The organism is Paenibacillus sp. NRS-1781 (assembly GCF_050467745.1).
Lineage (GTDB): Bacteria > Bacillota > Bacilli > Paenibacillales > Paenibacillaceae > Paenibacillus > Paenibacillus terrae_A.
Map to the genome: position 1 here is coordinate 1 of NZ_JBITPI010000042.1, position 18,893 is coordinate 18,893.

Sequence of the window (18,893 nt, forward strand, 5' to 3'; positions counted from 1 at the left end):
CGCCCATGCCGGGCGCACATACAAAAAAGTAGTCCATCCTTTACCAAGGAGGGGCTACTTTTGCTCTGCTCGATTTATTCTTTACTGGTTGCTTTTGACGGGCGTAGTCGCGTCCATGAGAATGGTTTTGCTGATCTCCAGGCGCTGCTCAATGCACTGGCGGATCACATGGTTCAATACGTACTCTCCAACCGATGATTTCGGAAACGTAACAATTGCGAAACATCCGATACCGGATCTTCTGGCACGAGCTTGTATTTTCATGTTACAGATACTATATTCGTTTCGCAAAGCTCTCTTAACAACAGTGCCTTCTTCTCACTTCACACAAAATGTTCACAAGCGGCGTAATCCCACAGAGCAGGTTGCTGATTCAACTGTCTGTACATTAGTAACGATAATAATCATCATAGGAGTTACGATCTTGATAACGTGGCTGTTGAGCTGCTGTAATCATCAAAAATATACCTGAAAGCAAATGCATCAACCAACCCACGATCGGAATCCATCCGACAACAGAGGTCACGATCCCTAAGATAGATCCATAATAGGCCTCCTTGTTTACCACCGATAGCACTAATGTAACGATATGGAAAATCATCATAAAAAACAATACGGTATACGCAGAGTTTAAGACGATGAATCCACCCAAAACAGGAATAGCTAAAAATAGCTCTAGACCGCCCGTAATCCATTTTAAAGTTTTTGATGGTGTCATGGTTCCACTCTCCCGTTGCTATTTCATCCCATCATTATATCTTATCGCTATGCGGGATGACATACATTTTTTAACAATAAATACATTCAAACCGTGACTTCTGCCATCCCTTTTTTTGAATGAGCTAAGCCCCCGATACATATATGTGAGAAAGAACGAGTTTTCGTGACTCTAAAGGGGTGAACGCAATGGGACATTATGTTGAGGTAGAACGCGGCGTCAAGCTGTATGTAGAAGATACAGGAGAAGGCATCCCCATTCTAATGGTGCACGGCTGACCGCTGGATCATCGAATGTACGGATATCAGGTGGCCCTGCTGCCTTCTTACGGGTACCGCTGTATTCAGGTGGATCTTCGGGGATTCGGCAGATCAGATCGACCTTGGCAAAGCTATAACTATGATCGGCTTGCAGACGATCTGCCCTTTCCCTACGACGCGCTCCCTGAATTTAATTCCACCTTACTGAGCATACTATCTCAACCTTCCCTCATTCCATAATCAGAGAACCGAGACATTCATAAGTGAGGATTTCGCAAAATCCTGATGTACAAAAATAGCACCTTGCAGTGCCTTCTCCAAAAAACAAAAAAGACGCCTCAGCGCCGTTAGCGGCTATGGGGCATCCTTCACTACAAACATATATCCAATTAGGATTGTTTGGTATGATTAAAGCTCGTATTATTCAAAATGGCCAGCTTTTTCTCGCCCTTCACCATGGCAGAACCGCAAATGGGGCATGTCGGCTCGACAGAAAAAGCGAAGTTATCCCGCATCCATCCGTTGCACGTATCGCTGGCGCAATTCCAGACAGTTGTAATTTCCTCAGGAATCTCATCCATTGGCTTTTTCCGTGAATTGTACATAAACATCCCTCTTTCTTCATGATTTATAAAGCGATAAGATGTAATCAGTTCAAAAACGGCCCTGTGAACAGATAAAAACAAATGCCCCAAACGCTATGTTCGGGGCATTTGAAGTAGGCTGTAATTTTAAATTACAGTTTTACAACGTTCTCAGCTTGTGGTCCACGGTTTCCTTCAACTACGTTGAATTCTACGCGTTGGCCTTCGTCCAAAGATTTGAAGCCGTCGCCTTGGATTGCGGAGAAATGTACGAATACGTCGCTTCCACCTTCAACCTCGATGAAACCAAAACCTTTTTCTGCGTTAAACCATTTTACTGTACCTGTTTGCATGGAATTACCTCCAAAATGTATTTATATGACCTTTATTTTTTACAAATAAAAATTCACATATTGCACAAGGTTATTTCAACCTAAAACAATAGCCCTCTACAATATGCGAATCTCAGGTCACAATTTCAATATACTCATATTACCATAAGTGTATTGAAAACGCAAGCACTGGTGAATTTAAATTATGCAGAGTGCTCTTGTCCTCTATTTATGTGTCCAAGCCGTTATTCCATGAGGCGAAAGTCATTCATCAACGCCTACTTAAAACAGTATATCCACAACTGCTTCTTAATTATACCAGCAAATGAAAAATAAATATACAAAACATTATGCAGGAAACGAATTTTTTCTATAATAAGCCCGTCTCCTGCATCTACTCTGTTACGTTATGGTTCTACCAGCATCAAAGATCCGCCAATGCCCTAATTTCATCTATTGTAAGCGCTTTGTTAAACAATTGAACCTCATCCAGACTGCCATTAAAGTTAGCATCGGCAGCAAAGCGGCTTTTACCGAGATAAGCCTCGCTCGTCAGCAGTTCTCTCGGGTTAAAGGTAACGCTATCATTAACAGCTACCTCTTCACCGTTTACATACAGCCTTCCGGTGTTCCCCTCCAGTGTAACCGCTACATGCGTCCATTGGTTCAATGGCAGCGGTGCTTTCGAAAGCACGCTTTGATCCGTCCCTTCATGGATCGTAAACTGTAGCACTCCGCTTCCTTGGGATGGGGTCAGGAACATATGGCGGCTCTGTCCATTTCCAAAGTCAAAAATCCGCTGCCAGGCAGCGCCGCCCTTCCAGTTTACCCACGCGGAAAAAGTAAAGTCCTCGGCATCCGTTACCATACCTGGCAGCTGCACGTAACCATCCTTGCCGTTCAAAACAAGAGCTCCGCCGGACTTCCCTTCCTTGTCCCATGTAGCTCCCCCAAATGCCTTGCCATCATAGTTGTTGTATGTGCTGTCTACGACCGTTGTCCCTTGATCCTCACTCCATGAGTAGTGCGCGAGCTGCGGACCCTGAGCCTGCTCGGGAACCTTGGCTATAAAGCTTTTCTTCGCTGTTGCTTTGTCTTTTTTTATGGTCGCGGTCAATGTGACCGTTGCAGGCGGGGAGCCCGCTTCTGGACGATACACTTCACCTGTCACGGAAATGTTCTCGGGACGTGAGGACTCCCACGTAATGGTGGTATCTTGTGTTCCCTGAGTAGGTAGCGTCAGATTATAAAAAACGTTGCTCGTATCGCCCAAGCTCAAATCCTTCTGCACTGCGGCTACAATTTTGCTGGCCTTCTGCTCAGTCTTTAGCGTACCCCAGACCGCGACACCCTTGGAGGACAGGGCAGTGAAGGCAAGCGTCTTGGTGCCCGTATCTGGATCAAGGTGCCGCAGGAATACACCTTTGTACTTCGTGCCATCCACCGTAATCTCCAGCTGATTACCTGTACCAAGCTTCCATGTACCGCTTGCGCCGCCGGACAGTTTGCCGCCGCTTTCCAAACTGACGGTCACGGCTTGCTTAATATTGGCCGAGATTTCTTTCCCGTGATTTACATACGAGTATTGACCGAGGACATCCTTTTCCGACAACTTCTTCAGTGAATCCTCATCCCCAGAATAACGATAAGGAGCAACTACAGGCCAGCCGTCAGCGTTCATGAACATTTCATGCACCCGCACTTCAAACTGTTCGCCTCTGCCCGGGAAACGGGAGTGAAAAATCAGAAAATGCTTTTTCGTTTTGGGGTCGTAATAAGCCGAGTTATGTCCAGGCGAGACATAGCCTGTACCCAGTCCAGTACCCGAGTCCCCAATTTCTCTTGGAATCAGATAGTTCCCTATCAGCTTGACACCGTACGGCTCAATGGAAGCGTCATCAAAAAGCGGCTTATCAGGATTCGCCTTGACCTTGATCATATCGTTGCCCTCAGCATCGTAAAAAGGACCATCCGGTGTTTTGGATCGAGCCACACGAAGGTTGTATCCCCCATCTGCCGATAAGCCCCCATACGACAGGAACAAGTAATAATAGTCCGTTTGCGGACTATACTGAATGTACGGCCCTTCCATACGGGCATGGTTACCGCCTGTCAGCTTTTTCCCGTAGCCTTGTCCGGGCAGTGGCTTCCCTGTTTTTCCATCCATCTCCATAATGAAAATGCCCCCTGAGTAGGAGCCGTATACCATCCACAGCTTGCCGTTCTTATCGTAAAAAGTGTCCGGGTCCACGACATTCGGATGCTTGGTTGCATCATAGATCGTCCCATCCTCACCCGGTTGGCCCCACATGCCGGATTTCAGGAAAATGCCTTTATTCTTATAAGGCCCTTCAATTTTATCGGCAACTGCTAGACCCATTGCTGAACGCGGGGAGTCACCCTTGCAGGCGTTATAGTACATGTAAAACTTGCCATCGGCCAGTTGAATAACATCCGCTGCCCATAGCGTGTCTGTCTGGGCCCAATCCAGCGCTTCTTTTAATTCCTCTTTGACGTTAGGAATCAGTGCATTGCCATTTGCTACTCCTGTGGCAATCGTATCCCAATTCATGAGGTCCTTGGACTTGGCAGCCGCCAAATGAGAACCAAAAATATAAAATGTATCGTTCACTTTCAGAATGGATGGATCATGTACGGAAGTTTCTTTAAATGAAACGTTCTTTTTGCTTTGAATGGAAATGTCCCCCTGGCTTTGACCCTGAAGGGTGATCTGCCCCGCAGCTTGAATCCCATCTGTGTCCAGATTGAGCGTTTGTTCGGCGCCTGCAAAGGAGGCAGGCAACAGCAACGCACCCGCCAGAGAAGCTGCTGTTACTTTACGAAAAAATAATGGCTTCATAAACTAATCTCCTCTCGTTTTTGAACATACCTGATTGTTAAACATAAGACGATATGAAGTAAGGCGGTCAGAAAATGTTGATCATCTCCCATCTTGTATTAAAGCGCTTTCAATTTATTTGGAAAATAAAAGTACCTTCTGCTAAGAAGGCGGATTCAAACCTGACGGTTAACCGTACCTCTATATTATTCAATGAATGTGGAAAATTCAATATGTAATTTTATATTTTTATAAATTATTTATAAAACTATTAACGTTAATGAACCAGTTGCGTATACACTCATTTTAAAACCATAATTTTACAAGTAAAATTCTATATCCTTCCTGCCGATATACTTAAAAGAATATTTTTGAATTACTTTAAAGTAAGCCTTTAACTTTTATGGGGAGGTGAAAATATATGCAATGGTATTTAAATGGATTAAAAAACTATGTAGGATTCCAAGGTAGAGCACGACGTACAGAATACTGGATGTTTGTTCTGTTCAATGCGATCGCGACTTTTATAATCGGTTTGATTGATGGTCTTGTGGGCTTAACTCCGATCTTGATGTACCTTTATTCTTTGGCTGTCCTGTTGCCGTCTCTGGCCGTTATAGCCCGTAGACTGCACGACACAGGCAGAACCGGATGGTGGATCTTGATCAGTTTAATCCCCCTTGTCGGTTCTATTATCCTGATTGTATTCTTATGCCAAGACAGTCAACCTGCTGAGAACAAATATGGAAAAAATCCTAAATTGTAATTGGTGAAAATGCCTGAGAACCTCTTTCATTCTTGTGAAAGAGGTTCTTTTCTTTTCTTTTCTTATTCCCCTTCCACCCATCAAAATTCCAACCATAAGTTTATCAGAAGCCTCCTGCGTCCATACTGGATTAAAAAGCATCTGCAAGGAGAGGGAGAACGTTCATGCGTTTTCGAACAAGAAGCATCCACAACAAGTTTAAAAAGCCACCTGTCCAGCACAGTGAGAGTCATTCTGCACCCTCAGAGGAGCAGCTGAGTGCAAATATCGGGTCAAATCTTCAGCGGATCAGACAAGCACTCGGCAACAGTACCGACATCATCATCAGAGAAGTTCGAATCGGCAAAGATGGTGACCAGACCATTGCTATTCTCTATACCGATGGTTTGGCGGATAAAAATATAGTCTCTGACTTCATCATGGAGTCGATGATGCTGGATAGCAGCTTGTCCAGCGACGTGGAGCGTAGCATCCAGACCTCCTCCCATGTATTGCAGATTTTAAAAGATTATGCATTGACCATCGGTGACATCCGGGATGTTACTGACTTTGTAACCTTATATAACGCTCTGTTGTCCGGGGATGCGATCATCTTGGTTGACGGTGAGACGCAGGGAATCGTGGCCAGCGCACGAGGGTGGAAGGATCGCGGAGTCACCGAGCCTGCCTCGGAGAATGTTGTCCGTGGACCGCGCGAGGGATTTTCGGAAACACTGCGCACGAATACGGCCTTGATCCGTCGCAAGATTAAAGATCCGAACCTGTGGCTGGAAACAAAACAAATTGGCCGCGTGACCCAAACCGATGTCGCGGTCATGTATATCAAGGGCATCGTGAACCATAAATTGGTCGAAGAAGTGCATGAACGGCTGAATCGCATTGATATAGACGGCATTCTTGAAAGCGGATATATCGAGGAGCTAATCCAGGATGAAACATTTACTCCTTTTCCGACGGTATACAACTCCGAACGCCCGGACGTCATCGCCGCTGAGCTGTTGGAAGGAAAGGTCGCGATCCTGATAGATGGAACCCCGTTTGTGCTTGTCGTACCTGCGCTGTTTGTTTCCTTTCTACATGCGGCGGAGGATTATTATCAGCGTGCCGACATCAGCAGCTTCATCCGGGTACTTCGTTACACCGGGGTTTTCATTTCCCTGCTGGGTCCGTCCTTATATGTTGCCATCACTACCTTTCATCAGGAAATGCTGCCAACCTCACTGCTGATCGGTCTGGCGGCACAACGGGAGTCCGTTCCTTTTCCCTCCTTTATCGAAGCGCTCATGATGGAGCTGACTTTTGAAATATTGCGGGAAGCCGGTGTCCGCATGCCAAAGTACATCGGGGCAGCCGTCTCGATCGTGGGCACGCTCGTCATCGGACAGGCGGCTGTCGAGGCGGGCATCATATCGGCGGCAATGGTCATTGTCGTATCCATTACTGCGATTTCCAGCTTCGTCCTGCCTGCCTATAATATGTCCATTGCTTTCCGTATGCTGCGATTTCCCTTGATGGGGCTTGCTGCTTCATTTGGACTATTCGGAATTATCGTCGGCGGCATTGCTCTCATCCTGCATATGTGCAGCCTTCGTTCGTTTGGCATTCCCTATATGGCTCCTTTTGCCCCTTTAATACCGTCGGACACCAAGGATACCATCTTTCGTCTCCCTCACTGGATGATGATTACACGTCCCCGGCTGATAAATCAGAAAAATGTGAAGCGCCGAAGCAGCACCCCGCCCCGAAAACCACGGGAATAAAGCAGAGAAGACAGGAACAGACGGAAAGGGGTAGACAGGGATGAAACGGAAGACGGCATTTCTGCTCCTGATGTTTACACTCGTCTTGCTTCTGACGGGCTGTTGGAACCGTAGGGAGCTGAATGAGCTTGCTATCGCCGTCGGCATGGGGATCGATAAACGTGGAGATCAATTTCGTGTCTCCGTCCAGGTTGTGGACCCCGGAGAAGCAGCAGCCAAAAAAGGAGCAAGCGGTGGGGCTCCAGCCACGTTGTACACAGCAGAAGCTGACACCGTGTTTGAAGCCATCCGGAAAATAACGACGCTTAGTCCCCGAAAAATGTATTTTTCTCACCTGCGCATATGCGTAATCGGTGAGTCGATAGCGAGGGAGGGGATGGCAAAAGCTCTGGATTTACTCTCCAGGGATCATCAGTTCCGCACTGATTTTTATATTGTGGTGTCAAAGGGCACCAGTGCAGAGGACACACTGAAAATTATGACACCCCTGGACCCGATTCCGGCGAATGATCTTTTCTCCGCCCTGGAAACATCGGAGAGAAACTGGTCGCCCAGTATGACGGTAACCTTGGATGAATTGATTAAAGCTCTTACCAGTGAAGGAATGCAGCCTATTTTGACAGGACTTCATATTATCGGAAATACAGAAATGGGAGAATTAAACAAAAATGTCCAAACGATCAACCCTCCTGTCCGTTTACAGTATTCGGGACTTGCTGTATTCAGAAAAGACAAGTTAATCGGATGGTTAAACGAAACTGAAAGCAGGGGCTACAACTTCATTCTCGGGAAAGTGCGAAGCTCTGTCGGCTTTGTAGCCTGCCCCGAAGGCGGCAAAGTTGTCACAGAAATCATTCGGACCCAAACCGCTATAAAAGGGAGCGTTAACAGGGGAGAACCCCGGGTCAATGTTAAAATGCAGGTTGAGGCCAACGTAGGAGAAGTCGAGTGTCAGGGCCTGGATTTGACCAAGGTGAGTACGATTTATGAGGTAGAGAAAAAAGAAGAAGAAAAGATCGAAGAAATTATGAAATCAGCCGTCAGAAAAGCTCAAAAATTGTACAAAGCCGACATTTTCGGTTTCGGTGAGGCCATTCACCGCGCTGATCCGAAAACCTGGAGTTCGCTGAAAAAAAATTGGAATCGTGAGCATTTTGTAGAATTGCCCGTAGACATTAAGGTCGATTTCAAAATTCGGCGCGTGGGCACGATTGGCAGCTCATTCCTGAATGATATGAAGGAATAACCTACCAAAGAAGGTGTTAAAAGATGCTGCCTAAAATAGTGAACGTTCTGGGTATATTGCTGGTCGCTGCTGCAATCAGTCTGTTTGAGGTTCCGTACATGCGGAAAAAAGGGTTAACAAAAGAGCTTTGGCTGTTTTCCATCCTGCTCCTTCTTGGGGTCGGACTCAGCAGCGCCAAGGCATTAAGTTGGTTTGTTCCCACTCCTCTGGATTGGATCGCAGCCGTGTATAGACCATTCAGCGATTTCCTAACCCATATTGGTCTAATAAAATAAGACGAGGTGAAATTGGTGCCCGGGCAGATCAAAATCTCAGCACGTCAGCTTATGATCCTGACGACTTTATATACGGTTGGGAGCGCAATCCTCATCATACCATCAGGCGTGGCGCAGATAGCCAAGCAGGATGCGTGGATTGCTGCGCTTGTTGGGGTTGGGTCCGGGCTTCTCATCTTGTATTTGTACATCAAGCTTGCAGCGTTGTATCCACAGATGACCCTGATTGGAATTATGGAAGCCCTGCTCGGAAAGTGGCTAGGCAAAGCCGTCAGTCTTCTGTTTTTCACCACGTTTTTCATCAATGCACCTGTTACCGTTTTATTCTACCTGGGAAATTTTATGACCACTCAAATGATACCGGAAACACCGATGCCAGCGGTAAACATCCTTTTTGCGCTTATTATATTGTTGGCTGTTCTGCTGGGACTGGAAGTGATAGCTCGTTCTGCCGAACTGATGTTTCCGTTATTTATCCTGCTCTACATTTCGTTTACGGGTTTGGTGATATCCAATATTAAATTGGAAAATGTTCAACCGGTACTGGAGGCTGGAGTAGGACCTATTTGGTCGGCTGCCCTGTCCTTTGTCAGCACAGCTTTTCTGCCTCACATCGTTCTGCTCATGATCTTCCCGGCTTCTGTCAATCGTTTCGACCAAGCCCGTAAAGCTATTTTCACAGGAAGCCTGATTGGCGGATTAATGTTGGTCGTGGTCGTTGCATTGGCTATTTTGGTATTAGGCTCTGATCTAACCGCAAGAAATATGTATCCAAGCTATGCTTTAGCCAAAAAAATTAACATTGGAAATTTTCTACAGCGTATCGAAGCGATCATGGCTACGATGTGGTTTATTTCGCTCTTTTTCAGGATCACGGTGTATATGTATTCCATTGTAACAGCCATAGGCCAAATCTTTCGCTTGAAAAACGACCGACAGTTAGTACCTCCTCTCGGCATTCTTTTAGTCGTCATGTCGATCATCGTATATCCCAATGTCCCTTATCAACAAGCCTATGATACCAAGACGTGGATTCCTTATATACTATCATTGGGATTGTTTTTTCCCTTACTGCTGCTCAGTATACATGCTCTGAAAAGGTTAGGGACAAAGAAGAATAACAAGCCAGATGATAAACGTGAAGATAGAGGTGAAGATGGTGCCTAAGCAAGTCAAAATTTCCACACGGCAATTGTTGATCTTAACGATATTATTTACAATCGGTACTGCAATCCTCATCATCCCCTCTGTTATGGCCGCCACTGCTAAACAGGATGCATGGATCGCAGCACTCGTTGGAGTAGGCGCCGGGCTGCTATTGATATGGCTGTACAACACGATTACCATCCTGTATCCACAGATGACCCTGATTGAAATCATGGAGACTCTTATGGGCAAGTGGTTGGGGAAGTCTGTTGCTCTGCTGTTTATGGTTATGTTTTTTCTGGGGGGTCCTGCTGCGGTGTTGTATGATTTGGGGAATTTTTTGACTACTCAAATGATGCCGGAAACGCCGCTACAAGCGGTCAACATCCTCTTTGCGATCATTGTATTGATGGGCGTACATCTGGGACTGGAAACGGTAGCCCGTTCTGCTGAACTATTGTTTCCCTTGTTCATTTTGCTGTATACGGCTTTTGTCGTTTTAATCGTATCCAATATCAAGCTGGAGAACGCCCAACCGATGCTGGAGAAGGGAGTTGGACCCGTTTGGTCTGGTGCCTTGTCCTTTATTAGTATTGCGTTTCTGACCCATATTGTTTTTCTCATGATTTTTCCGCTTGTCGATCAGCCCGATCAAGCACGCAGGGCTTTTTTAACAGGGGGACTGATCGGCGGGTTGATTCTGGTTGTGGTCATTGCATTGGCCGTTTTGGTTCTCGGGCATGATTTAACAGCAAGAAGTATGTATCCGAGCTATTCATTAGCCAAAAAAATAAACATTGGAAATTTTCTTCAGCGTATTGAAGCGATCATGGCCGCTATGTGGTTTATCTCGCTCTTTTTCAGGCTGGCCCTGTATATGCAATCCATTATGATAGCCATTAGCCAAATCTTTAATCTAAAAGATGATCGTCCGCTGATCTTCCCTATCGGTATGATCCTGATCGTCATGTCGGTGATCATATACCCCAATGTCCCCTATCAGCAATCCTGGGATGCAAAAATATGGACCCCTTTTTCCTTATCTATGGGCCTTTTACTGCCTCTACTGCTGCTCTGTATGCATGGGATACGAAAAATCTGGTCAAAGAAAAAAACAGGGGCCAAAGGATAGATCACATCCATCGTTCGAGCCATCCTGCGAGCATCAGTGAATTTTTTTTTTGCTGTTACCTGTTTACAAAGTGAACTTTTAGTTTATTTTAAACGAGTATTAATCTGGCGCTAAGATTGGGCGTGTATGATGTATTTAAGAATCTGGTAACTACATAAAAGCCAGATGGGCTAAAAGCATGAATACTACTCCCGTTGGATATCCATATACCGTTCCACCCTGTCAGCATTTTAAAGAAATCAAAAGGAGACTTTACTCTTATGAATCGAAAACGAATCATGGTTATCTGCACCTTGTTGCTGGCGTTGTCTATTGGGCAGTCCTCTACATGGGGAAGCCGGGCCAATGCTTCTGCGCTGGCTCCAGAGAGAGCCCTTCAGCTACAGGATAGTGAGGCTTCCAAGGATGATGAGCTGCTGGAAACACTGGGGGTATCCTCGGATGAGCAATTGTATGATGAGCTGTATAACGGTCAAACCTTGGCCGATATTGCACAATATAATGAACGGGATGCTCAGGCTGTCGTTGATTTGCAGGTGGCTCAGTTGACAGAGCAGTTGGATCAACGGCTGGCCAGCAAGAGCATTACGCCTGAACAGTACCAAGCCCATAAGGCCGAGTTGACGCAGGTCGTGGCCAAAAGTGTGTTTGGACTGTAAGCCTGCAACACAATAGTATGTAAAAAAGGCGCTGAGCCCGTTGGGAATCAGCGCCTTTCTGCTGTCTGTATCTACGCTTACACTTGATGTACTCGAATCAGGTTGGTGGCACCAGCCTCGGCGACAGGAACGCCTGCCGACACGATAACGGTGTCTCCTTTTTGAATATATCCTGCATTCAGGGCATTGCGGATGGAGGATTCGAACATATCATCCGTCGTCACTACCTTATCGCCTTTAACCGGAAATACTCCGGATAACAGACAAATTTTAGCGAACACCGTATTGTTCGGGGTAACTGCAATAATTGGAGCCTTCGGACGATATTTGGACACCATACGGGCCGTGAAGCCGCTGGCCGTAGACGTAATGATCGCTTTGGCATCCAGCTCCAGGGACGAACTAACCGCACCTTGACTGATGACCTCGGTAATGTTCGTGCTTTGGCGTGCTCTGCGCTTATCGAACTGCTCCTGATAATCAAATTGCGATTCAGCTCTGGCAGCTACAGCAGCCATTGTCCGTACGGATTCAACAGGGTATTTACCCGCAGCGGATTCGCCCGACAGCATAACCACATCGGCTCCTTGCATCACGGCGTTAAATACGTCACTGACTTCGGCTCTCGTCGGACGGGGGTTGACCTGCATGGACTCCAGCATATGTGTAGCCACGATTACCGGCTTGCCGACCAGATTACACTTGTCGATCATTTCCTTTTGCATCACAGGTACGTCCTGAATCGGCACTTCAACACCCAGATCACCACGGGCTACCATAATACCGTCCGAAGCCTTGATAATATCATCGAGGTTTTCCATACCTTCGGCATTTTCAATTTTAGAATAAATTTGTACATGCTCAGCGTTATGTCCCTTCAAAATCTCGCGAATTTCGCGAATATCGTCGCCTTTACGCACAAAAGAAGCCGCAATAAGCTCAATACGCTGCTCCACCCCGAATTGGATGTGCTTCACATCACGCTCTGTTACGCCCGGAAGGGTCGTATGAATCCCTGGCAGGTTCACACCTTTTCTCGGCTTCAAAATACCGCCGCTTACAATGTTACAGATCATTTCAGTTCCCTCAATAGAGGTTACAGTCAGATCGACCAAGCCATCATCAATGAGAATACGGTCGCCTGCTTTGATATCCTTGGGCATATCCGGGTAGTTAACCGAAATACGATGCTCGTCCCCCAAAATTTCTTCCGTGGTCAAAATAAGCTGGCTACCTGGCTTCAGCAGACAGGACGCTTCTTTCAGCTTGCCAATCCGTATTTCCGGTCCCTTGATATCCATCATGACGGGAATAAAGGTGTTCAGTTCCTTCGCAGCCTGTCGCACATTTTCAATACGTTTAACGTGATCTTCCAGCTCACCATGAGCCATGTTCAAGCGTGCTACTGTCATACCGGCCTGAATCATTTCTTTTAACAAATGAATGGAGTCGCAGGCAGGTCCCATCGTACAGATAATTTTCGTTTTAAGCATAGTAATGTCATCCTCCTGAATGTCTTTACTGTTTGGTTTCTATCCACTTTTACTTCAGGATTTTTGCAAAATCCTCAGTTCTCTATCTATTAAACTTCTATGGTTCTATTTTACCTGTACCCGTGCGCCAAGACTATGAACTATAGTATGATGAATGTACTACAGTACAATAATTTTTTAAGACATCGGAGAGTGGGCCTCGTGATTACAATGACGGACATGCGACAGGACCATGGCATAGACTGGTACGAAAAGGCTGGCTCGAATAGCAGCGACGATGACTTACTATTTATTTTGGTTACCTTTGGAAAATGTGTATATTGGGTGAACGGTTGCAAGTTTATTCTCGGCAAGGGAGAAGCGCTGATTCTACCCGGACATTTGCCTTACTACGGTAAGAGCATTCCTACACTTTTTCATACCAAGTATGTGATACATTGCCACAAAACATGTACGAACCACACACTTCCCCTGCTGAATACAGACCAGCCGTTGCTGATCAAGCTCGGATGCTACGATATGCTGCATGAACGGATCAAGTCGGTGTACTACCAATGGACGGAGCGTCCGAGCTACTATGCCATGATGGCTGACTGCTTGCTGACCGAAGCGATGATTTATATCAATCAGGAATGGGACAAGGGTGCTGTTTCTTGCGATAAAGAGAAGCATGTAGAGCATATGAAGCAGTATATTCAGAATCATTATCGGGAAAAGGTGACGAAGGAGGAGCTTGGCGACGCGATCCGTAAAACGCCCAACTACGCAGCCACCCTGCTGCGCGAGGTAACACGCCAAACGATCAGCGAGCATGTACATACGCAGCGTATTAAAACAGCCATCTACATGCTGACCGAATCCCGACTGACGATTCGTGAAATTTCAGAGTATGTGGGGTATAGTGATGTTTCCTATTTCCATCGGATATTCAAACGTCTGACAGGCTGCTCCCCATCCGAATTTCTGGATGAACGGTCTTCGATTGTCTAGCGTGTCTTGTACGGTGGAAAGAGAAGGAAAAAAAGATCCGAAAAGGTTGCGAAACTGCGTGTTTAAATGTATGTTGGATTCAACTGGATAGACACAAATACTTCATTTTATAAAGTGCGAATGTGAAGCTCACATAAAAACCCCGGTTCCTTCGCACCTCGAAATTTGTCGAAAAGGACTTGGATGGGTTGTAATGGGTGAATGTCAATGCTTGATTCAAGCCTTTTCGGCATCGTTTATTGCTAAAATGTATGGTATTGATACCAATAGGGTATCAATCACCACATTTTCGCTGTCGCACTCCATGTGAGTGCGTGGATTGAAATTGAAAAGTCAGATTGTTCAGTTAAACAACAACTATGTCGCACTCCATGTGAGTGCGTGGATTGAAATCCTGCTGGATCGGTTTTGATGCTCTCCAACTGCGCGGCGTCGCACTCCATGTGAGTGCGTGGATTGAAATTGACATCCTTGTACTCTCTGTCCAGCTCCAAAAGTGGTCGCACTCCATGTGAGTGCGTGGATTGAAATTTTGGTCATTAACATATCCAGCAAATCAAAATGAACGTCGCACTCCATGTGAGTGCGTGGATTGAAATATATTGCTCTTGACGGCCCTCTTTATTACTGGATGCGTCGCACTCCATGTGAGTGCGTGGATTGAAATTGTTTCCAACTCATCCCGTATCCCTCCAAGCTTAAAGGTCGCACTCCATGTGAGTGCGTGGATTGAAATTATTATAGAGCTGTGATACCTATATACATGTTTGGTGTCGCACTCCATGTGAGTGCGTGGATTGAAATCATAACGTTTTTCCACTCAGCGATAGTTTTTGAAGTCGCACTCCATGTGAGTGCGTGGATTGAAATACAAAAGCGACCACTATTTTGGCAATTGACCAAAGTCGCACTCCATGTGAGTGCGTGGATTGAAATTTCACTATAATCAAGCTTTTCATCACCCAACTCTTCCGTCGCACTCCATGTGAGTGCGTGGATTGAAATATCATTGATATCATAGTGCGCCGTTTCTGGCGGGTCGCACTCCATGTGAGTGCGTGGATTGAAATAGATGTATATTACGGGTCTATTCTGCCTCTTTAAACAGTCGCACTCCATGTGAGTGCGTGGATTGAAATCCCTTTGCCGACACGTTCCTATAGCTGGGGCGGGCGGAGTCGCACTCCATGTGAGTGCGTGGATTGAAATACTAAGTATCAATGAAGAGAAAAACGGAATTGAATTAGTCGCACTCCATGTGAGTGCGTGGATTGAAATATTACATTAAACATGAGTACAAACCCGTATTTTTCGTCGCACTCCATGTGAGTGCGTGGATTGAAACTAATACGTACTGTTCGTACTCAGAGATCGTCATTTACCGATGCCCCAGCGCCTCGCTCACAAGTCGCGCTCTGTATGAAGTGCGTTTTTCGCCCTCTTACTTCCGCTTCCATCACTCGTCCTTTCCATTTCCATATGCATGAATATGCTAAAATTAACCTTTAAGCATCAGCAAAAAAATATATTGACATATGGTTAATTTTGGAGAACAATAGAATGCAAGAATATAAAATTATGGAATTTTTATGTGGAGGGTGGTTTATGTATGGAAATCACACCTACGATTCGGGCGGAATTAGGCAAATACCTAAAAAAAGAGGGTTTGAGCCTAACGCAATTCGGGCATATTGCAGGTATTAACAGAGGGATTGTAAGTGGCATTGTAACTGGTAATAGTCCTATATCTGTTAACCAGCTTGATCTAATCACTGAGGCTATGGGTTTAACGGAAGGCTTTTTTTACGAACGATTCATAGATGACTACATCATCGAACATTCTCCCAATATGCGTCGAATTGAGCGGTTGCTATATCGTTGTGCAGAGCTGGACAAGCTGGATGCGATCCGTCGAATCGTTGGACAAATCATGGACAATCTACTCTATTCACCTAGACTATTTGAAATTGCAGAAGCGCTATTAGCACAAGGACGACATGCTGCTGCGCTGGTGCTCTATGAGAATGTAGCAGAAGTGGAGAAGTACCAACATTCAGAACGCTTGGCAGTCTGTCAATATCGTATATTCACGATCCAGATTGGAGACGATCAAAACCAAAATCTCAGGGCAGCAACGATATTTGAAGCTTTTGTTGAGCGCTTGGATGAAATAGATCAGCTTGACGCATTGAAGGACTTGGCGAACGTGTACAGGTCTTTGCGTCAATGGGATAGGCTTGATGAAATAGCTCGAAAAATGAAGGTGAAAGCGGAAATTCAATATTCGATGAAACATCACCAGAAGAAGCGAGCGCATAAGGAGTCCGAAAAAAAGCTAAGTCGTCCCATGTTTGTGTACATCACCTATGCTGACCTGCTGTGTGCATGTGTCTGTGAAGCCCAAGGCGATTTTCAACAAGCTCTAGATTATACATATGCCTACGCTAATTTAGATTGGGTCAAAGAGAAGGACGAGGATACCCGACACTGGATGGGTTTGTTTCAACATTGGGCGGAAGGCAATACTTACGTATATAAGCTGTTGTCTGGAGATATAAGCGTGCTTCAAGATTATGTTGAATATGTTGCAGCGACATCAGGCTCTAATGAACAAGAGGAACTCTCCAAATTGTTGAATGTTATCATTGCAGCAAACCGATTTGAATTGCACGTGGATGATATACTTCAACGATTTAAAACGGAGATTAATTCTTTTTCTGAAGAGCCTCCACTCGATGATATGTATACTCAACAGGTGATACCGGACTATATCGCATGGTTTCGTTACGAATTAGCTTATTATGATTTACATCGAGGTTCTTACATTGATGGTTTTAAACATTTGATGTATTCCATGATAAGTTATCATAAACTAAATAATGAGACTTACTTTATAAATTGTATGGGTCTATTTTTGCACTTTCAGGATTATGCGGTTCCAGAAACTAAAGCGGCATTTCTAAATCTTATTGAAAAGGTGTGGATGAACAATGTTGAAAAAAATGGTGCTGCTGGTCATCGCGGCTAGCTTTTTGTTTATTTTCACTGTGCCGGATCAAGCACTTAACCACCACCATAGTAACCAGCCTTATGTTACCATTGGAGGCGCATAAACGGATAGGAACAAAATAAATCCCCGCAAACCTTAACCTGGTCAGCGGGGATTTATTCTACTGTTGAATGACATTGCCACTATAAAATGTGCCTGTTTTAGATACACGTTTACTCCAATATTCATTGCCTACTAATCATACAAATTAACTATAAAATTTTAAGTTGCAGAAGCTTGAGGAGTAATTGACTGCCCTTGAATATCAGTCTTTTCGCCTACTTACCATTTATACTTAACATGATACTTATCCTCATTTCTTTTGCTGGTGGTGTTCTATTGTTAGGAACATTGTACAGGGGATATACACTGCTAGGTCTACTTATTGCTGAGAAAAAAAATATATAGAATCATACTCTCCGTTGACAGCAAAGATTAGTGGAGAGTATTTTTTGTTTCGTTTCATGCCAAAAATCGAATGCTTATATTGGTTGCATAGTTATTGACATATGGTTAATTATGGACAATAATAGAATGCAATAATATAAAAAATTTGGAATTTTTATGTGAAGGGTGGATATGACATGAAGCATACACCTACGGTTTTAGCAGAGTTGGAAGATTATTTAAAGCAAAACAACTTGACTTTAGCAGAATTTGCGGAATATTCAGGTGTTTATCAAAGAACACTCAGTAATTGGATTACTCAACATCGTCCTGTTTCTTTACAACAGCTTGACCGAATCACATTGGCCATGGGATTACCGGAGGGCTATTTTTACGAACTATACATAGAAAATTACATCATCGACCTTCCCCCGAATTGGCGGCGAATTGAGCCACTATTATATCGTTGTGGAGAGCTGGACAAGCTGAATGCGATCCGTCGAATCGTTGGACATATTATGGACAATCCGTTGTATTCGCCCAGACTATATGACATTGCGGAAGCGCTATTTGTACAGGGACGACATGCTGCTGCGTTGCTGCTCTATGAGAATGTAGCAGAAGTGGAGAAGTACCAACATTCTGAACGCTTGGCAATCTGTCAATATCGTATATTCACAATTCAGGTTGGAGACGATCAGAACCGAAATCTCAAGGCGGCTACGATATTTGAAGCTTTTGTTGAGCGTCTAGATGAAATAGACCAGCTTGACGCATTGAAGGACTTGGCGAACGTGTACAGGTCTTTGCGTCAATGGGATAAGCTTGATGAAATAGCTCGTAAAATGAAGGTGAAAGCGGAAATTCAATATTCGATGAAACATCAACAGAAGAAGCGAGACCATAAGGAGTCCGAAAAGAAGCTAAGTCGTCCCATGTTTGTGTACATCACCTATGCTGATTTACTGTGTGCAAGTGTCTGTGAAGCCCAAGGCGAATATCAACAAGCTCTACAATATACATACGCCTACGCTAATTTAGATTGGGTTATGGAGACGGACGAGGATGCCCTACGTTGGATCGGTTTGTTTCAACATTGGGCGGAAGGTAATACTTACGTTAATAAACTCCTGTCAGGAGATATAAGTGTACTACCAGATTATGTTGAATATATTGCTACATCAACCAATAAAGCCGATAAAGAAATGGTTACTAAGCTGTTGAACGTAATGTTTTCGGCTAACCGATATCAGTTAG

General features: G+C 44.9%; 17 protein-coding genes, 1 pseudogene and 1 CRISPR repeat array. Of the genes and pseudogenes, 13 read left to right on the plus strand and 5 right to left on the minus strand.

Annotated features, from left to right (window positions below):
- Positions 1 to 198, plus strand: a 198-nt coding sequence (locus tag ACIFO6_RS15240; protein ID WP_430041583.1) for a hypothetical protein, incomplete at its 5' end; no start/stop codon positions are given.
- Between the two features lie 190 nt (positions 199 to 388).
- Here the strand turns inward: ACIFO6_RS15240 and ACIFO6_RS15245 are convergent.
- Entirely contained in the window at positions 389 to 718 is a 330-nt protein-coding gene (locus tag ACIFO6_RS15245; RefSeq protein ID WP_430041585.1) for a hypothetical protein, read from the minus strand.
- Positions 719 to 906: 188 nt separating this feature from the next.
- Between ACIFO6_RS15245 and ACIFO6_RS15250 the strand changes: the two are divergent.
- A pseudogene (locus tag ACIFO6_RS15250) lies at positions 907 to 1,140 on the plus strand (alpha/beta fold hydrolase); the annotation flags it as partial.
- Between the two features lie 227 nt (positions 1,141 to 1,367).
- On the opposite strand, the gene ACIFO6_RS15255 reads toward ACIFO6_RS15250, so the two are convergent.
- The 3 genes from ACIFO6_RS15255 to ACIFO6_RS15265 all read right to left on the minus strand — a co-directional run bounded on the left by ACIFO6_RS15255 (position 1,368) and on the right by ACIFO6_RS15265 (position 4,754).
- Positions 1,368 to 1,583, minus strand: a complete 216-nt coding sequence (locus tag ACIFO6_RS15255) for a cold-shock protein (RefSeq protein ID WP_430041587.1) — start codon at positions 1,581 to 1,583, stop codon at positions 1,368 to 1,370.
- A gap of 131 nt (positions 1,584 to 1,714) precedes the next feature.
- Positions 1,715 to 1,915, minus strand: a complete 201-nt coding sequence (gene cspD / locus ACIFO6_RS15260) for a cold-shock protein CspD (protein ID WP_013308356.1) — start codon at positions 1,913 to 1,915, stop codon at positions 1,715 to 1,717.
- Positions 1,916 to 2,318: 403 nt separating this feature from the next.
- Positions 2,319 to 4,754, minus strand: coding sequence for a family 43 glycosylhydrolase (locus ACIFO6_RS15265; RefSeq protein ID WP_430041590.1), 2,436 nt, complete (start codon positions 4,752 to 4,754; stop codon positions 2,319 to 2,321).
- Between the two features lie 400 nt (positions 4,755 to 5,154).
- Here ACIFO6_RS15265 and ACIFO6_RS15270 point away from each other — a divergent pair, with 400 nt between their 5' ends.
- The 7 genes from ACIFO6_RS15270 to ACIFO6_RS15300 all read left to right on the plus strand — a co-directional run bounded on the left by ACIFO6_RS15270 (position 5,155) and on the right by ACIFO6_RS15300 (position 11,717).
- On the plus strand, positions 5,155 to 5,499 hold the full coding sequence (locus ACIFO6_RS15270) for a DUF805 domain-containing protein (protein WP_430041592.1): 345 nt from the start codon (positions 5,155 to 5,157) through the stop codon (positions 5,497 to 5,499).
- Between the two features lie 164 nt (positions 5,500 to 5,663).
- Complete coding sequence (locus ACIFO6_RS15275; RefSeq protein WP_430041594.1) at positions 5,664 to 7,259, plus strand: spore germination protein; 1,596 nt, start codon at positions 5,664 to 5,666, stop codon at positions 7,257 to 7,259.
- A gap of 40 nt (positions 7,260 to 7,299) precedes the next feature.
- Positions 7,300 to 8,505 (plus strand): Ger(x)C family spore germination protein, encoded by a 1,206-nt coding sequence (locus tag ACIFO6_RS15280; RefSeq protein ID WP_430041596.1) that lies wholly within the window; start codon positions 7,300 to 7,302, stop codon positions 8,503 to 8,505.
- A gap of 23 nt (positions 8,506 to 8,528) precedes the next feature.
- Positions 8,529 to 8,780, plus strand: a complete 252-nt coding sequence (locus tag ACIFO6_RS15285) for a hypothetical protein (RefSeq protein WP_430041598.1) — start codon at positions 8,529 to 8,531, stop codon at positions 8,778 to 8,780.
- 15 nt (positions 8,781 to 8,795) lie between these two features.
- Positions 8,796 to 9,947, plus strand: a complete 1,152-nt coding sequence (locus tag ACIFO6_RS15290; RefSeq protein ID WP_430041600.1) for a GerAB/ArcD/ProY family transporter — start codon at positions 8,796 to 8,798, stop codon at positions 9,945 to 9,947.
- A complete protein-coding gene (locus ACIFO6_RS15295) occupies positions 9,937 to 11,058 on the plus strand; it encodes a GerAB/ArcD/ProY family transporter (protein WP_430041602.1) in 1,122 nt (373 codons plus the stop codon). The genes ACIFO6_RS15290 and ACIFO6_RS15295 overlap by 11 nt, the downstream gene beginning before the upstream one ends.
- Positions 11,059 to 11,318: 260 nt before the next feature.
- Entirely contained in the window at positions 11,319 to 11,717 is a 399-nt protein-coding gene (locus tag ACIFO6_RS15300) for a hypothetical protein (protein WP_430041605.1), read from the plus strand.
- Between the two features lie 77 nt (positions 11,718 to 11,794).
- Here the strand turns inward: ACIFO6_RS15300 and pyk are convergent, their stop codons facing one another.
- Positions 11,795 to 13,210 (minus strand): pyruvate kinase, encoded by a 1,416-nt coding sequence (pyk, locus tag ACIFO6_RS15305; RefSeq protein ID WP_430041607.1) that lies wholly within the window; start codon positions 13,208 to 13,210, stop codon positions 11,795 to 11,797.
- Positions 13,211 to 13,411: 201 nt separating this feature from the next.
- Here pyk and ACIFO6_RS15310 point away from each other — a divergent pair, with 201 nt between their 5' ends.
- The 4 genes from ACIFO6_RS15310 to ACIFO6_RS15325 all read left to right on the plus strand — a co-directional run.
- Positions 13,412 to 14,200, plus strand: a complete 789-nt coding sequence (locus ACIFO6_RS15310) for a helix-turn-helix transcriptional regulator (RefSeq protein ID WP_430041609.1) — start codon at positions 13,412 to 13,414, stop codon at positions 14,198 to 14,200.
- Between the two features lie 294 nt (positions 14,201 to 14,494).
- A CRISPR array of direct repeats spans positions 14,495 to 15,545; the repeat unit is 32 nt; unit sequence GTCGCACTCCATGTGAGTGCGTGGATTGAAAT.
- A gap of 264 nt (positions 15,546 to 15,809) precedes the next feature.
- A complete protein-coding gene (locus ACIFO6_RS15315) occupies positions 15,810 to 17,228 on the plus strand; it encodes a helix-turn-helix domain-containing protein (RefSeq protein WP_430041612.1) in 1,419 nt (472 codons plus the stop codon).
- A complete protein-coding gene (locus ACIFO6_RS15320; RefSeq protein ID WP_430041614.1) occupies positions 17,191 to 17,313 on the plus strand; it encodes a hypothetical protein in 123 nt (40 codons plus the stop codon). Before ACIFO6_RS15315 ends, ACIFO6_RS15320 begins: the two co-directional genes overlap by 38 nt.
- Positions 17,314 to 17,833: 520 nt before the next feature.
- The coding region (locus ACIFO6_RS15325) for a helix-turn-helix domain-containing protein (RefSeq protein ID WP_430041616.1) at positions 17,834 to 18,893 on the plus strand (1,060 nt) is incomplete at its 3' end.

Excerpts from the sequence above, each read along its gene's own strand:
- ACIFO6_RS15245 (WP_430041585.1), bottom strand. The coding sequence starts at position 718 with ATGACACCATCAAAAACTTTAAAATGGATTACGGGCGGTCTAGAGCTA.
- ACIFO6_RS15255 (WP_430041587.1), bottom strand. The coding sequence starts at position 1,583 with ATGTACAATTCACGGAAAAAGCCAATGGATGAGATTCCTGAGGAAATT.
- cspD (WP_013308356.1), bottom strand. The coding sequence starts at position 1,915 with ATGCAAACAGGTACAGTAAAATGGTTTAACGCAGAAAAAGGTTTTGGT.
- ACIFO6_RS15265 (WP_430041590.1), bottom strand. The coding sequence starts at position 4,754 with ATGAAGCCATTATTTTTTCGTAAAGTAACAGCAGCTTCTCTGGCGGGT.
- ACIFO6_RS15270 (WP_430041592.1), top strand. The coding sequence starts at position 5,155 with ATGCAATGGTATTTAAATGGATTAAAAAACTATGTAGGATTCCAAGGT.
- ACIFO6_RS15275 (WP_430041594.1), top strand. The coding sequence starts at position 5,664 with ATGCGTTTTCGAACAAGAAGCATCCACAACAAGTTTAAAAAGCCACCT.
- ACIFO6_RS15280 (WP_430041596.1), top strand. The coding sequence starts at position 7,300 with ATGAAACGGAAGACGGCATTTCTGCTCCTGATGTTTACACTCGTCTTG.
- ACIFO6_RS15285 (WP_430041598.1), top strand. The coding sequence starts at position 8,529 with ATGCTGCCTAAAATAGTGAACGTTCTGGGTATATTGCTGGTCGCTGCT.
- ACIFO6_RS15295 (WP_430041602.1), top strand. The coding sequence starts at position 9,937 with ATGGTGCCTAAGCAAGTCAAAATTTCCACACGGCAATTGTTGATCTTA.
- ACIFO6_RS15300 (WP_430041605.1), top strand. The coding sequence starts at position 11,319 with ATGAATCGAAAACGAATCATGGTTATCTGCACCTTGTTGCTGGCGTTG.
- pyk (WP_430041607.1), bottom strand. The coding sequence starts at position 13,210 with ATGCTTAAAACGAAAATTATCTGTACGATGGGACCTGCCTGCGACTCC.
- ACIFO6_RS15315 (WP_430041612.1), top strand. The coding sequence starts at position 15,810 with ATGGAAATCACACCTACGATTCGGGCGGAATTAGGCAAATACCTAAAA.
- ACIFO6_RS15320 (WP_430041614.1), top strand. The coding sequence starts at position 17,191 with ATGTTGAAAAAAATGGTGCTGCTGGTCATCGCGGCTAGCTTTTTGTTT.